Source organism: uncultured Pseudosulfitobacter sp. (genome assembly GCF_963976325.1).
Classification (GTDB): domain Bacteria; phylum Pseudomonadota; class Alphaproteobacteria; order Rhodobacterales; family Rhodobacteraceae; genus Pseudosulfitobacter.
Genome location: NZ_CAXBJW010000002.1, coordinates 714204 through 728547, shown reverse-complemented (window position 1 = coordinate 728547; position 14344 = coordinate 714204). Strand labels below are relative to the sequence as shown.

15 protein-coding genes are annotated in these 14344 nt (G+C 63.1%); 11 read left to right on the top strand and 4 right to left on the bottom strand.

The features are described from left to right. Window positions 1-74: 74 nt before the first annotated feature. The 3 genes from AAC077_RS10725 to AAC077_RS10715 all read left to right on the top strand — a co-directional run bounded on the left by AAC077_RS10725 (window position 75) and on the right by AAC077_RS10715 (window position 1882). A complete protein-coding gene (locus tag AAC077_RS10725) occupies window positions 75-362 on the top strand; it encodes a hypothetical protein (RefSeq protein ID WP_339769335.1) in 288 nt (95 codons plus the stop codon). After that, entirely contained in the window at window positions 334-1038 is a 705-nt protein-coding gene (locus tag AAC077_RS10720) for a hypothetical protein (RefSeq protein WP_339769332.1), read from the top strand. The genes AAC077_RS10725 and AAC077_RS10720 overlap by 29 nt, the downstream gene beginning before the upstream one ends. 76 nt (window positions 1039-1114) lie before the next feature. Further along, entirely contained in the window at window positions 1115-1882 is a 768-nt protein-coding gene (locus tag AAC077_RS10715) for an HpcH/HpaI aldolase/citrate lyase family protein (protein WP_339769331.1), read from the top strand. A gap of 51 nt (window positions 1883-1933) precedes the next feature. Here the strand turns inward: AAC077_RS10715 and AAC077_RS10710 are convergent, their stop codons facing one another. Then, window positions 1934-3073, bottom strand: coding sequence for a DUF3095 domain-containing protein (locus AAC077_RS10710; protein WP_339769329.1), 1140 nt, complete (start codon window positions 3071-3073; stop codon window positions 1934-1936). Between the two features lie 106 nt (window positions 3074-3179). Between AAC077_RS10710 and AAC077_RS10705 the strand changes: the two genes are divergently transcribed. The 3 genes from AAC077_RS10705 (at window position 3180) to AAC077_RS10695 (ending at window position 7206) form a co-directional block, all read left to right on the top strand. Continuing rightward, window positions 3180-4352 (top strand): MFS transporter, encoded by a 1173-nt coding sequence (locus AAC077_RS10705; RefSeq protein WP_339769327.1) that lies wholly within the window; start codon window positions 3180-3182, stop codon window positions 4350-4352. Window positions 4353-4429: 77 nt separating this feature from the next. Further along, the gene (locus AAC077_RS10700; protein WP_339769325.1) at window positions 4430-5452 is read left to right on the top strand and encodes an aspartate-semialdehyde dehydrogenase; all 1023 of its coding nucleotides are present in this window, start codon (window positions 4430-4432) and stop codon (window positions 5450-5452) included. A 107-nt stretch (window positions 5453-5559) separates the two neighbouring features. After that, entirely contained in the window at window positions 5560-7206 is a 1647-nt protein-coding gene (locus AAC077_RS10695; RefSeq protein ID WP_339769323.1) for a DUF4139 domain-containing protein, read from the top strand. Between the two features lie 601 nt (window positions 7207-7807). Here AAC077_RS10695 and AAC077_RS10690 read toward each other — a convergent pair. Continuing rightward, entirely contained in the window at window positions 7808-8467 is a 660-nt protein-coding gene (locus AAC077_RS10690; RefSeq protein ID WP_339769321.1) for a carbonic anhydrase, read from the bottom strand. 175 nt (window positions 8468-8642) lie between these two features. Here AAC077_RS10690 and AAC077_RS10685 point away from each other — a divergent pair, with 175 nt between their 5' ends. From AAC077_RS10685 to AAC077_RS10675, 3 genes are all read left to right on the top strand, one after another. Next, complete coding sequence (locus AAC077_RS10685) at window positions 8643-9023, top strand: hypothetical protein (protein WP_339769319.1); 381 nt, start codon at window positions 8643-8645, stop codon at window positions 9021-9023. A 69-nt stretch (window positions 9024-9092) separates the two neighbouring features. Next, window positions 9093-10484, top strand: coding sequence for a leucyl aminopeptidase family protein (locus AAC077_RS10680; protein WP_339769317.1), 1392 nt, complete (start codon window positions 9093-9095; stop codon window positions 10482-10484). After that, complete coding sequence (locus tag AAC077_RS10675) at window positions 10481-11260, top strand: NlpC/P60 family protein (protein WP_339769315.1); 780 nt, start codon at window positions 10481-10483, stop codon at window positions 11258-11260. The genes AAC077_RS10680 and AAC077_RS10675 overlap by 4 nt, the downstream gene beginning before the upstream one ends. Window positions 11261-11333: 73 nt before the next feature. Here AAC077_RS10675 and AAC077_RS10670 read toward each other — a convergent pair whose 3' ends face one another. Beyond that, window positions 11334-11681: a DUF2794 domain-containing protein gene (locus AAC077_RS10670; protein ID WP_339769313.1), complete on the bottom strand. Its 348-nt coding sequence runs from the start codon at window positions 11679-11681 to the stop codon at window positions 11334-11336. 114 nt (window positions 11682-11795) lie between these two features. Here AAC077_RS10670 and paaI point away from each other — a divergent pair, with 114 nt between their 5' ends. Further along, on the top strand, window positions 11796-12236 hold the full coding sequence (gene paaI / locus AAC077_RS10665) for a hydroxyphenylacetyl-CoA thioesterase PaaI (protein ID WP_339769311.1): 441 nt from the start codon (window positions 11796-11798) through the stop codon (window positions 12234-12236). Then, the gene (gene paaK, locus AAC077_RS10660) at window positions 12233-13534 is read left to right on the top strand and encodes a phenylacetate--CoA ligase PaaK (RefSeq protein ID WP_339769308.1); all 1302 of its coding nucleotides are present in this window, start codon (window positions 12233-12235) and stop codon (window positions 13532-13534) included. Before paaI ends, paaK begins: the two co-directional genes overlap by 4 nt. A gap of 37 nt (window positions 13535-13571) precedes the next feature. On the opposite strand, the gene AAC077_RS10655 is transcribed toward paaK, so the two are convergent. Beyond that, window positions 13572-14219 carry a TetR/AcrR family transcriptional regulator gene (locus tag AAC077_RS10655; RefSeq protein ID WP_339769306.1) on the bottom strand — a complete coding sequence of 216 codons (648 nt, stop codon included), beginning with the start codon at window positions 14217-14219 and terminating at the stop codon, window positions 13572-13574. Window positions 14220-14344: the final 125 nt, after the last annotated feature.

Here is a 14344-nt window from a genome sequence, read left to right as displayed (position 1 = left end):
TGTTATCCAATATCAGAGGCCCGAAACCCCTGTTGTTATTGAATATCGCGCGCGTAAGGGTCACAGTCCTGTTTATGAAACGCATTCTGATTTCCCTTGCCTGTGCCGCCCTTCTGGCCGCACCGGCGGCGGCACAGGCCGCCGACTGCTTTGCCGATTACAAGGCAAAGAAGGACAACCCCCTGCGCCTGCACTACGGTGTGGCGCAGGTGTCCGCCTGTGACCGTGGTACGGCGCAGGCCGAATTGAAAAGCCGTCTTGCCGCCAGCGGCTGGACGTTGTTGCAGATCATGTCTGTGTTCGGCCCCGATGGCCTTGATCAAAGGAAAGACAGTGCCGGACAATACTTCCTCCGCTTCTGAAATGCGCCAGACCGGCGAACGGTTGGTGCTGGGCGGAATCGCGGCGATTGTCGCGATTCTGCTGGCCGCCGCCATCGTGCTGTTCCTGACCCTGCCCGACGCCGGTGCCTTTAACGCCCAGGTCGAGCGTATCTTTGTCGAAAACGCCGATCTGACCAGCCAGTCCGAGATCAAACTGCTTGAGATTCTCGCGCAGTCGGGCACCGCCTTTTCCGACACGCTGACCAGTTACCGGTTCATCATCTTCGTGTTGCTGACCTTTGCCACCGCCATGCTGGTGGCCGCACTGGTGTTTCTGGTGATGCTGGTCGTCATGGGCCGCAGTCTGGCACAGATCGAACGCGCGGGCATCGAGGTGAATTCGCTGCTGATCAGCCGCGAGGAAAACACCGTTTACCTGAACAACCTGGGCTTCAAGCTGACCGATGCGGCGATGGAAACCATGTCAATCCTGGCCGAGGCGCGGATGGACGACGACGTGCTGTCCGGCGTCGAGATCGAGGCGATCATCTCGGGGCGCGATGCATCCGACTGTGAAGAGGCCGCCGGAGCCACCCGCATCAAACGTCTGCGCGACACGCTGGGCAACCAGATCGTCAGCGAACTGCTGGTCAAGAACATCGCGCGGCGCGGCTATATGCTGGCGGTGGGCAAGGACGTGATCAAGGTGATCTGACCCGCCAACTCGCTCTGGTCAAAGTTGCAAGGCGCGTCCTAAGGTGCGCCTCGCATACACCCCGGAGGAGAAACCGATGCCAGCGCCGATCAACACATTCAAACAAGCCCTCGCCAACGGTGAAACCGTCATCGGATCGTGGCTCAGCCTTGGCACCGTCAACACGACCGAGCTGATGGGCAACATGGGTTTTGACTGGCTGCTGATCGACGGCGAACACACGCCCTATGACATCTCGAACCTGCGCAACCAGCTTATGGCGCTCGAAGCGTCGCCGTCGCACGCCGCCGTGCGCGTGCCCGTGGGCGAGACTTGGATGATCAAACAGGTGCTGGACGTCGGCGCGCAAACCGTGCTGGTCCCCATGGTCGAAAGCGCCGAACAGGCCCGCCAACTGGTGCGCGCGATGAAATACCCGCCCTTCGGCAATCGTGGTGTCGGCTATTCCAGCACCCGCGCGGCGGGCTTTGGCGGCATCCCCGACTACGGCCAGACCGCAGACGACCAGACCTGCCTGCTGGTGCAGGTGGAAAACCGCGCCGGTCTGGCGGCGCTGGACGAAATCCTGACCATCGACGGCATTGACGGCGTGTTCATCGGCCCCGCCGATCTGTCCGCCGATCTGGGGTACATGGGTCAGCTCAGCCACCCCGACGTGATGGAGGTTATCCTGGACGCCATGCGCCGGATTTCTGCCGCCGGCAAGGCGCCCGGCATCCTCAGCAGTGACGAGGCCGTGCTGACCGCCGCCATCGACGCAGGCGCGCGTTTTGTCGCGGTCAGCATTGATGCGTCCCTGCTGGCCAACGCCGCCCGCGCTTCGGCGAAACGCTGGGTCAAATAGGCTCGATCCCAGCTTTCTTTTGGCTATAAATATCCAAATCCGGCGGCAGCCTCAGACGCTGCCGCCCTTGATCTGGGTGGCAGCCTGCGTATAGCCGCCTGCCGCCCCGTCGATGAAATGCACATGATCGTCGCGCATGATCGACGGCACGATGCAGGTCATCATCGCCTCGCTCTGGCTGTGCATGCCGTAACGGATCGCCCCGGCCTTGCGGGCTGTTTCCAGCAGTTCGGTCAGCCGCGCCGCTGTTGCATCGTCGCAATCCAGCGTCATCTTCAAACCGTCGTCAAACTTGCGGAAATCGGCGTTCTCGCCAACCTTGCGGGCATAGCTGCGCCCGTCAAATCCGCCGATCTTCAGGCCCGTCTTGATCAGCAGCCAGGCGACAAAGGATTCGAACAGGATCTGCCGCTTGCGCTTCTCCACTGTCATCTTGCCACGGGTCGCGCGGGCCTCGATCTCGGCGCCTTCGGGGGGCCAGCCGGTGCCCGGACCCTCGGCCGGGGCGGGGTGGCCGTTGCGGTCCAGATCGCCGACCACCTGCAACACATCGCGGATCAGGGCGGCGACGGCTGTGTCATCCGCACCGTCTTCGGGCTGGATCAGGACAGACAGGATTTGCCCGTTGCGCGCTTTCATCTGGCTCCAGCGGCACGACAGGCCGGTCAGGTCGGGCTGGGTGCCGGGGTCCGCATGGGGCAGGTCGAACTGGCCGCGCTTCATCTCGGCCTCGGCCCAGCTGATGCCGCCGCCGGTGAACATCGCATAGTCCACGCCTTGGGCCGCCTGATAGCGCGCCACAGCCACCTCGCGGCCCGCGGTGCGGATCGTGGACACCGGCACCATCGCCACCCGCAAGGTCAGGCCGAATTCCTCGCCCGCCCAGACACGCACCTCGGACAGCGCACGCGCTGCCGCGTCTCCCTGTTCTGGCGGGCAAGCAAAGGCCGCCCCGTCGCCACCAAAGATGAACGGAAAGGCACGCCCCCCGGCCGCGTTGATCTGCGCCGAGATGACGGCAGCGCCGATCATGTTGACCGTCTTGTACCGTCCTTCGGCAATCGCCAGGGTCGAGCCGACAATATCCGCCGTGCCCACCAGCCAGTCGTCGGGCAACGGGGTATAAAGGGCTTGATCGGACAGCTTGGCAAAGGCGTCCTGCAACGGCAGTTGGTCATAAAAGTCGTTCATTCGGCATCTCGTTTCTGCGTCGGTCGCGCGCCTGACCTTATACGCACTCTTGCACGGTCGGGGCGACCGTGTAACCAAGCTTCACCAAAGCTTGAAAGGCCGCACCATGCGAACCGGACTGTTTCTTCTGGCGCTGGCCTATGTGCTAAGCCAGTTCTTTCGCGCCTTTCTGGCGGTGCTGGCCGGTCCGCTGGAGACCGATCTGGGTCTTGCGCCCGAGGATCTGGCCTTTGCCTCGGGACTTTGGTTTTTGTCCTTTGCGGCCATGCAGTTGCCGGTCGGCTGGGCATTGGACACTGTCGGCCCGCGTCGCACCGCAGCGGCCCTGCTGTTGGTGGGCGGTGGTGGCGGGGCGACGCTGTTTGCCGTTGCTGCAAACGCGGTTCACATCGACATTGCCATGGTGCTGATCGGGATCGGCTGTTCGCCGGTGCTGATGGCGTCCTATTACATCTTTGCGCGCGAATTTCCGCCCCTGCAATTTGCCACGCTGGCGGCGCTGATGGTGGGTGTGGGCACGGTGGGCAACCTGATCGCATCCTATCCCATGGCCATATCCGCCGAGCTGATCGGCTGGCGCGCATCCATGGGCGGGCTGGCGGCGCTGTCGGCTGTGGTGGCGGCCGGCATCGCCCTGACCGTGCACGACCCCGCCAAGCCGGAAAGTGATATGCGCGGGTCGGTGTTCGACCTGCTGAAAATGCCGGTGCTGTGGCTGATCCTGCCGCTGATGTTTGTCCACTACGCCCCGGCCGGCGCCATCCGTGGCCTGTGGATCGGCCCCTATCTGCGCGATGTCTTTGACGCCAGCCAGTCACAGATCGGGATGGCCACGCTGCTGATGGGGCTGGCGATGATCCTGGGCGTGGTGATGTACGGCCCGCTGGACCGGGTGATGGGCAGCCGCAAATGGGTGAACGTTGGCGGCAACGCGCTGACCGCCGCCGCCGTTCTGACCCTGTGGGCCATGCCGCAGGCTGGCATGTGGACCGCCGTGGCGCTGATGTGCGCCGTGGGTCTGTTCGGGGCGTCCTTTCCGATGATGGTCGCCCATGGCCGCAGCTTTGTGCCGCCCCACTTGACGGGGCGCGGCGTGACCTTGTTGAACCTGTTTGGCATCGGCGGTGTGGGGCTGATGCAATTCGTCACCGGACGGCTGCACGCGGGCGCTCAGGGTGGCGATGTCGCGGCCCCCTATGCCGCCATTTTCGGCTTCTTCGGGCTGGCGCTGATTGCCGGTTTGGCCGTCTACGTGTTTTCCCGCGACAACACCGCCTGAAACGAACTTTGCGTGCCCCTTTCAACGGGGGACCAAGCGGTATATGGACGCCGAGCACCCAAAAATGGAGAATCGCAATGGGTTATCGCGTCGTCGTCGTTGGCGCCACTGGAAACGTGGGCCACGAAATGCTGAACATCCTGGCAGAGCGCCAGTTTCCGGTGGATGAAATCACCGCTCTGGCCAGCCGCAAATCGTTGGGCACGGAGGTCAGCTTTGGCGACAAGACACTCAAGACGAAGGATCTCGATACGTTCGATTTCACGGGTTGGGACATTGCGCTGTTTGCCGTCGGGTCGGACGCCACCAAGAAATACGCGCCCATCGCCGCCAAAGCGGGCTGCTATGTCATTGATAACTCGTCGCTTTATCGCTACGATGCCGACATCCCGCTGATCGTCCCCGAAGTGAACCCCGAGGACATCGAGCTGGCCGTCAAGCGCAAGATCATCGCCAACCCCAACTGTTCGACCGCGCAGATGGTCGTGGCGCTGAAGCCGCTGCACGACCGCGCGCGGATCAAACGCGTTGTTGTCAGCACCTACCAGTCGGTATCCGGTGCGGGCAAAGAGGGCATTGACGAGCTGTGGGACCAGACCAAGTCGATGTACAACCCCACCGACGACAAGCCTGCGCGCAAGTTCACAAAGCAGATCGCGTTCAACGTGATCCCGCACATCGACGTGTTCATGGACTCGGGCGAGACCAAGGAAGAATGGAAGATGGTCGCCGAGACCAAAAAGATCATCGACTCGTCCATCAAGGTCACAGCGACCTGCGTGCGGGTTCCGGTGTTCGTTGGCCATTCGGAAGCGATCAACATCGAGTTCGAAGAGTTCCTGGACGAGGACGAAGCCCGCGACATCCTGCGCGAAGCGCCCGGTGTCATGGTGATCGACAAGCGCGAGGACGGTGGCTATGTCACGCCGGTCGAATGCGTCGGCGACTTTGCCACGTTCATCAGCCGCATCCGTCAGGACAGCACCATCGACAACGGTCTGAACCTGTGGTGCGTCAGCGACAACCTGCGCAAGGGCGCGGCCCTGAACGCGGTTCAGATCGCCGAAGTGCTGGGCCAGCGGATCCTGAAAAAGGGCTGAATTCCGCCGAAATATGTACAGATTTCAAGGGGCGCTGAACAGCGCCCCTTTTCTTTTGGGCGCGGCTTTTGCACGCTGGGTGCATTGATTTTCAAAAGGTCCCCGATATGCGCTTTGCCATTTTAGCCCCCGCCCTTTCCCTGTCCGCCCTGCTGGCCCCGCTGGCCCTGTGGGCCGATACGCTGACCGTCGACAGCGCGCCCGGTGCCGTGACCGTCTATCCCTATGGCGCGCAGGTGACGCGCACCGCCACGGTTGCGCTGCCGCAGGGCACGCACGATCTGGTGCTGCCCGACCTGCCGCAAAACGTCGATCCGTCGCGCATTTCGGTCAAGCTGGCGGGCGCGCAGTTGCAGTCGGTGTCGTTCCGCGACCGCAACCAGCCCCCCGGCCCCGATCAGGACACACCCGAAGTGACCGCCGCGCGGGATGCGCTGAAGGCGGCGGAAACCGCGCTGAACGCTCTGGATGACCGCATTGCGCTGGCGCAGGTGGCCGTGCAGGCGGCCAAGGCGCAGACCGATTTTCTGACCGCCCTTGGCACGTCCGAGGCGCTGCCGATGGACGTGGCGACCCTGCGCGCGCTGGCGCAGATGATCGGGGACCAGACTGTGGTGGCCGGTCAGGCCGCCGGAAAGGCACGCACGTCGATCCGCGCGCTGATGGAGGAACGCGAGGACCGCGCCGAGGATGTGGCCGACGCACAGGCGGCGCTGGATGCCCTGCTGACGGCCGATCAGGACCGCACCCGCCTGACCCTGACCGCTACCGCACCGGCAGCGGGCGAGGCGACGGTCGAGGTCAGCTATCAGGTGGCGAATGCCCAGTGGATGCCGGTCTATAACCTGCGTCTGACCACAGGTGACGCGCCCACGCTGGAACTGGAGCGCGGGGCAGCCGTGTATCAGGCCAGCGGCGAGGATTGGAAAGACGTGTCGATAACATTGGCAACGCTGCGCCCCAGCGGCCAGACGTGGCCCGGCGAGATCTATTCGGAACTGCGCCGTATCGAAGACCCGGCCAAGCCCAAGGCCCGCGTCCAATCCGAAGCGATGGGCGCAGCGGCTGACATGGCCCCGCCCGCGCCTGCCCCCGCAATGATGGCCGAACCTGCCACAGCCATCGCGATGCTGGACGGCCCCAGCGTGCAATATGCCTTTCCCCGGCCGGTCAGCGTGGCCAATGGCGCCGACGAGGTTCGCATCGCGCTGGACAAGGTCGACTTTGATGCCGACCTCTATGCCCGGGCTGTGCCACTGAGCGACAGCGTTGCCTATCGGATGGCGCGGATGACCAACACCACGCAGGAACAACTGCTGGGCAGCGACAGCGCCACCGCCTTTGTTGACGGGCAGATGGTCGGGCAGTTCAGCTTTGCCCCCGTAGCACCCGGCGAAGAGGTCGACATTGCCTTTGGCCCCATCGAAACCCTGCGACTGAACCGCGTGCGGCTGAACCGCAACGAGGGCGACCGTGGCATTATTTCGCGGTCGAACGAGATCACCGAAGCCACGCGCATCGACATCGAGAACACAGGCACCAAGCCCTGGCGGGTCGAGTTGTTCGACCGCGTGCCGGTGTCCGAACAGGAAGATCTGGAAATCGACTGGACCGCAGACCCCGCACCCACCGTCACCGACCATGACGACCGCAAGGGCGTGCTGATGTGGGACATGACACTGGCCCCCCGCGACGAATCAAACGTGACGTTGAACGTCGAAATGAACTGGCCCGAGGGCAAAGTCCTGCGCTGATCCGGCCATTCGCAGCAAACCTTACCCGGTTGTTTACCATGATCGGGTGAGGTCCGCAGGAAACCGGGGCGAAACCGCAATTATTTGCGCCGTCAACTTTTAGGTAAAGCACTGAAATAAAGCATCTTTTCCAAAAAAATCAAAACTGCGCGGCCAGTTTAACGATTGCCGAAAACAATCCTTAATACATGACAGTCTATGTTGGTCTTGTCAGCGAATGTAACGCTTTGAGGGGGGCGAAGGACATCAGCAGACACCGACCGCCGGTGTGGGGACACCGGGCAACGGTCACAGGATTCCACAGATCCGGGGGGGTCTGTGCAACCGGTGCCGCAAAAGCGCACTTGGTGAAAGCCGCCGCACGCGGATGCGCTTTCGAACCATAGTTCACATGCCTTCAATCAAAAACGATGATTGTCAGTTGCCAAATAGGTTCAGGGGTGGACCGGTGCAAACTGTTCAAGGTCGGGCCTAGGGTACTGCGGCGGTTGCTTCACGCTCCGCCAGGTGCAGTCCCCGACATGGCCGGACGCGCATGGAACACAAATTCAAAAGCGGCGATGTTCCGGGGGGAGCATCGCCGTTTTTCTGTTCATGGGGTTCAGATGGTCGAAACCGGCAGGAATTTTTCGTCGTGGTGGTTGTAATATTCCAACCCACCCTCGCCGATGTCCATCCACAGACCATGCATCGTCAGTTCCCCCGATTTCAGACGGTCGGCCACGAAGGGGAATGTCAGCAGATTTTCCAGCGACGCGACAACTGCGTGCTTTTCAAGCTGCTGGATCTGCACCTGAGGGTCCGCCTCATCTGCGACCAGATCATATTTGGGGCGCAGAATGTCCATCCAGCGGCCGACAAAGCTGGTTTTTTCTTCCAACTGGGGGGCTTTGCCCTGACACATGTCTAGGCACCCCTGAACGCCACCGCAGTTCGAATGGCCCATCACGATCAGATGCGCCACTTTCAGCACGGTAACCGCGTATTCGACCGCCGCTGACGTGCCGTGGTGGTCGCCGTCCGGCTCGTAGGGGGGGACAAGGTTGGCGATGTTGCGGTGAATAAAGAATTCGCCCTGATCCGCGCCAAAGATCGACGTGACATGCACGCGGCTGTCACAGCACGAAATCATCATTGCGCGCGGGCGCTGCCCTTCGTTGGCCAAACGGCGATACCAGGCCTGATTGTCGGCATATCCGGTGGCTTTCCACCCATTGTAGCGTTGCAGCAGATAGCTGGGCAGTGGCTTCACATTATGCATCTGTAACGGTCCTCTCGCTTGGGCTTCGGGGCGGGTGACGCCCGCGATACAGCGAATTGTTCCGAATTTCGAGAGAAAATCGTCGCCCGTGCCGCAGCGTGTCAACCAAATGCAAACGGGTACAGGCCTAAGGTGCGCTTAGGGCCGTGGGGGTCTATCAAGGGGTGACCAAGAAATGAGCTGTGTAACGAAAATCAATCCGTCCGAGGCCGTGGCCGTCAACAACGACCGGCTGGGTGCGCTATACGCCCAAATGGGCGAGGTCAGCGCCGAGGACATCCTGTGCCGCGCCATGGAGGAACTGGCGCTGCGCATGTCCCATTGCGAGCGGTTGTTTCGCACGGACGACCATGCGGGCCTGCGCAAAAGCGCGCGGTCGCTGATCGCCATTGCCGACCAGATCGGGATGGACGTGCTGGCGCGGGTTGCGGGCGACGTGACCTATTGCATCGACCGCAGGGACACCGTGGGGCTGGCCGCCACGCTGAACCGGTTGATGCGCACCGGCGAAGGGTCGCTGACGGCGGTCTGGGACCTGCAAGACGTCACGCTTTAGGCGTTGCAGGGCTTGCGGGCCGCCACAGGCCCGTTAGGTTGTGCGCAATCCCCTAACTAGGTTGCGCACATGCCCCTGACCCAAACTACATTCACCCGCACCGACACTGCCATTCCGCTGTTCGTCGTTCCCGAAGACACCTGTGCCGACTGGCTGGCGTCGCTGGACGCGCCTGCACAGGCCTGGGCGGAAACCTCGGGCTTTGCCGGCAAGATCGGGCAGGCGCTGGTGGTCCCGGATATGGACGGCGCGGTGCAGCTGGCGGCTGTCGGTTACGGCACGGCCGCCGACCGCGCGCGGGGGCGGTTCCATGTCGCCGCCGCGGTGCCGAAATTGCCCGCTGGCACCTATGACCTGCGCGGTGACCTGCCTGCCGGTGCGCTCGAGATCGAGGCGTTGGGCTGGCTTCTGGCGTCCTACCGGTTTGACCGCTACTGCGCCCAAAGCCCGGCGCGCGCCCTGCTGACCGCGCCCGAGGGGATCGATTCGACCCGCATCGAGGCCATCGCCGCAGGCGAGGCGCTGACCCGCGACCTGATCAACACCCCTGCATCGGACATGGGACCGCCCGACCTTGAAGTGGCCGCACAGCAGGTGGCGGATGACTTTGGCGCGGACATGACCGTGACCGTTGGCGATGATCTGCTGCGCGACAACTTTCCCATGATCCACGCCGTTGGCCGCGCCGCCGACCGCGCGCCGCGTCTGATCGACATGGCATGGGGCAGCGCGGGGCCAAAGCTGACCTTGGTCGGCAAGGGCGTGTGTTTCGACACCGGCGGGCTGAACCTGAAACCCGGCGCGTCGATGGGCCTGATGAAGAAAGACATGGGCGGGGCCGCTGCCGTGCTGGGGCTGGCCCGCATGATCATGGCGCTGAAGCTGCCGGTGCAGTTGCGCGTGCTGATCCCGGCGGTGGAAAACTCGGTCTCGTCAAACGCCTTTCGTCCGCAGGACATCCTGACATCGCGCAAGGGGCTGACGGTTGAAATCAACAACACCGACGCCGAGGGACGTCTGGTGCTGGCCGACGCGCTGGCGCTGGCGGATGAGGGCAAGCCAGACCTGATCGTGTCGATGGCCACGCTGACCGGGGCCGCCCGTGTGGCCGTGGGGCCGGATCTTGCGCCCTATTACGTTGACGACCTGTCGCTGGTTACAGCGCTTGAGCAGGCCGCCGAGGCGGTCGGCGATCCGGTCTGGCGTATGCCGTTCCACGCCCCCTACGAGGCGATGATCGAACCCGGCATCGCCGATCTGGACAACGCGCCCAAGGGCGGCTTTGCGGGGTCGATCACCGCGGCCCTGTTCCTGCGCCGCTTTGTCACCGACACGCCCCGCTACATGCATTTCGACATCTACGGCTGGCAACCGTTCGAAGCACCCGCCCGTCCCAAGGGCGGCGTGGGCCAAGGCACGCGGGCGCTGCTTGCCGCCCTGCCTGCCGCGCTTAAGCTATGACCGACCGGCGCAGCACACCAAACCCTGCGTGGGTCGACAGCAGCGCACCGGCGCAGATCGGCGTGGCGCTGGTTGATCTGCTGGACGCGCCGGACGGCATCCGCGACCGGCAGTTGATCTATGGCGATCCGGTCACTGTCCTGGGCGCGCAGGACGGGCACAGCTATGTCCGTCCCGGCCGGGACGGCTATATCGGCTTTGTGCCCACGGCAGCGCTGGCGCAGGCGGCACCGCACACGCACCGCGTCATCGCACGCGCCAGCCACGCCTATGCACGCGCCGACATGAAGTCGCCCGACCGCACGATGCTGAGCTTTGGCAGCCGCCTGACGGCGCTGTCGGAAACACCCAAGTTCATCGAAACCGCTGCGGGATTTGTGCCCAAACAACACATCGCCCCCGCTGATCACTGGCAGGACGACCCCGCCGCCATCGCAGCGCTTTTCCTTGGCACGCCCTACCTGTGGGGTGGCAATTCGGGCACCGGCATCGACTGTTCGGGACTGGTTCAGGCGGCCTGTCTGGCCTGCAACATCCCCTGCGACGGTGACAGCGACCAACAGGCGCGCAGCCTTGGCACCGCCCTGCCCGAAGGCACCCCGCCGCAGCGCAACGATCTGTTCTTCTGGAAAGGTCACGTCGCGCTGGTCTATGACGGCAGCACCCTGATCCATGCCAATGCCCACCATATGGCCACGACGTTCGAGCCAATCAGCGAAGCCCTGACCCGTATCGAAAAATCAGATGGCCCGCGCACGGCGCACAAACGCCTCTGACTTCATCTTGCCGGTAATACTCCGGGGGAGGCGCAAAGCGCCGGGGGCAGCGCCCCCACGCCCGCCTGCCCGATCACTCGACCGCGCGGATCAGCTTGCGCTCCAGCACACGCAGCACGGTTTTCAGGTCCGCACCGCGCCGCAAAATCTGCCCGTCCATGCCGATCACCGCGTACATCCCCTGCTTGCCCCGCAGCTTGGGGCGCTTTTCGATGCGGTACATCGGATGTTCGGCGGTGCGGCGGAACACCGAAAACACGGCAACCTCGCGCAGGCATGAAATCCCGTAATCGCGCCATTCGCCCGCCGCCACCATCCGTCCGTACAGCGACAGGATCAGCGCCAGTTCGGGCCGCTGGAACGCCACCTGCGGGCTGGGCATCTCGCGCAAATTGACGGGGGGTGGCGTGTGCAATGTCATGCTGTAACAGTTGCGCTGAAAACACCGCAAATCAAGCCCCGTAAAACGGCATAAGGCTTGAAAGCGTTACAGTTTGCGGGCAACCTGACTGAACCTGGAAACATGAGGTGATCCATGACCCCGCAAGACCGCGCCGAACGCAGTGCCCGCGAGATGCTGCACGGCGACACCGCCAGCCAGTCGCTGGGCATGACCATCACCGAAATCGCGCCGGGCTGCGCCACGCTGACCATGCCGGTGACCGACGCCATGTTGAACGGGCACGGCATTTGCCACGGCGGCTATATCTTTACGCTGGCCGACAGCGCCTTTGCCTTTGCCTGCAACACCTACAACCAGCGCACCGTGGCCCAGCAGAACCAGATCACCTATCTGGCCCCCGGTCCGCCGAACGACACCCTGACCGCCCGCGCGGTCGAAGTGTCGCGCACCGGGCGGTCGGGCATCTACGACGTCACCGTAACCGCCAGCGACGGCACCACGCTGGCCCTGTTTCGCGGCCTGTCGCGCACCATCAAAGGCCAGATTTTCCCTGAGGAGGAGGGCACCACATGAAAGACCTGACACCGGACAAGGCCAGCCTTGATCCGATCGAGCTTGCCTCGCGCGATGAAATCTCGGCCTTGCAGCTTACGCGGCTGAAATGGTCACTGAACCACGCTTATACAAACGTTCCGCACTACAAAAAGGCGTTTGATGCGGCGGGCGTACATCCCGACGATCTGCACAGCCTGTCGGACCTGTCCAAGTTTCCGTTTACCGTGAAACAGGATTTGCGCGACAATTACCCCTTTGGCATGTTCGCCGTGCCGCGCGAACAGGTGTCGCGCATTCATGCATCGTCGGGCACCACCGGCCAGCCCACGGTCGTCGGCTATACCCGCAACGATCTGGATGTCTGGGGCAGCGTCGTCGCCCGCAGCCTGCGCGCTTCGGGCCTGCGCCCCGGCGATCTGTTGCACAACGCCTATGGCTACGGGCTGTTCACCGGCGGGCTGGGCATCCATCTGGGCGCGGACAAGCTGGGCCTGTCCACTGTGCCAATCTCGGGCGGGATGACCCCGCGCCAGGTGCGTCTGATCGAGGATTTCAAACCCGACGGCATCACCGTCACGCCGTCTTATGCGCTGTCCATTCTGGACGAATTCAACGCCCAGGGGCTGGACCCCCGCGACAGTTCGATGAAGGTCGGTATTTTTGGTGCCGAACCCTGGACCAACGCCATGCGCCGCGAGATCGAGGATGCCTTTGATATGCACGCGGTCGACATTTACGGCCTGTCCGAAATCATGGGGCCGGGTGTCGCCAACGAATGCGTCGAGACCAAGGACGGCCTGCACATCTGGGAGGATCATTTTTACCCCGAGGTGATCAACCCCGAAACGGGTGAACTGGTGGCCGACGGCGAACAGGGCGAGCTGGTCTTTACCTCGCTGACCAAAGAGGCGTTCCCGATCATCCGTTACCGCACCCGCGACCTGACGCGGCTGTTGCCGGGCACTGCGCGCAGCATGCGACGGATGGAGAAAATCACTGGTCGGTCGGACGACATGATCATCCTGCGCGGCGTCAACGTGTTCCCCACCCAGATCGAGGAATGCCTGATGGCCACCGCCGGTCTGGCCCCGCACTTTCAGATCGAGCTGACCAAACCGGGACGGATGGACCAGCTTTGCGTTCTGGCCGAAGCAGCGGATGCGTCGGTGCAGGGTGCCGCACGGGACGCGGCGGCCAAGGCGCTGTCCGACCGGATCAAACAGATCATCGGCATTTCGGTCAAAGTGCTGGTGTCCGACGTGGGCGGCGTGGCCCGTTCCGAGGGCAAGGCCGCGCGGATCATCGACAAAAGATAACCACCTTGGGGCGCGGCCCGCGCTGCGCCCCCGAACGTTACGGCCTGTCGGGCGTGTTCCTGTCCTGTGGCGCACCATAGCGCGCCATGAACATCTGGACTGCGCCGATCGCCACGCGGTCAATGTCGGCCTGTGTTGCCGTACATATCACGCCCAGGATCAGACGCGGCCACAGGTCGGCCTTGCACAGCTCACCGAACTGGTCTGCGGCAAGCTGCATGTCGTCGATCACCAGCTCGCCCCGCTCTACCGCACCTTCGAGATAGCGAATCAACTCAGCCTTCATCACCATCGGACCCGAGGCGTAGAACTGCCGCCCCAGATCAGGGAACCGTTCGCTTTCTGCCACGCAGATGCGAAACATCTGCTGGCCAAAGGTCGAGGTCAGAAACGCCAGCACATGCCGCGCCGCCTGCTCCAGAACCTCGCGCGGGTGCCCGCAGCCGTTGATCATATCCACCGCAGCCTGCGACTGGCGGCGGCATTCGCCTGCGGCGACCTCCATGAACAGCAACCGTTTGTCGGGGAAATAGCTGTACAGCGTCGCCTTGGACACGCCTGCCACCTTGGCGATCTGGTCCACACTGGCGCCTTCGAATCCGTCGGCCAGAAACACCGAACGCGCGCCCTCCAGCACCTGATCGAACTTGCGGCCTTTGCGAATGGTGGGGCTGTGTGTGTTCATAAGACTCTTACCTTGTGCACCTGAGATATAAACTGATTGGTTCAGTTCGCACAGTACATTCCCACAAGACTTCGCTTTTGCTTGTGAATCCGACGCGGCTCCGTATATTAGAATCATTCTAATTA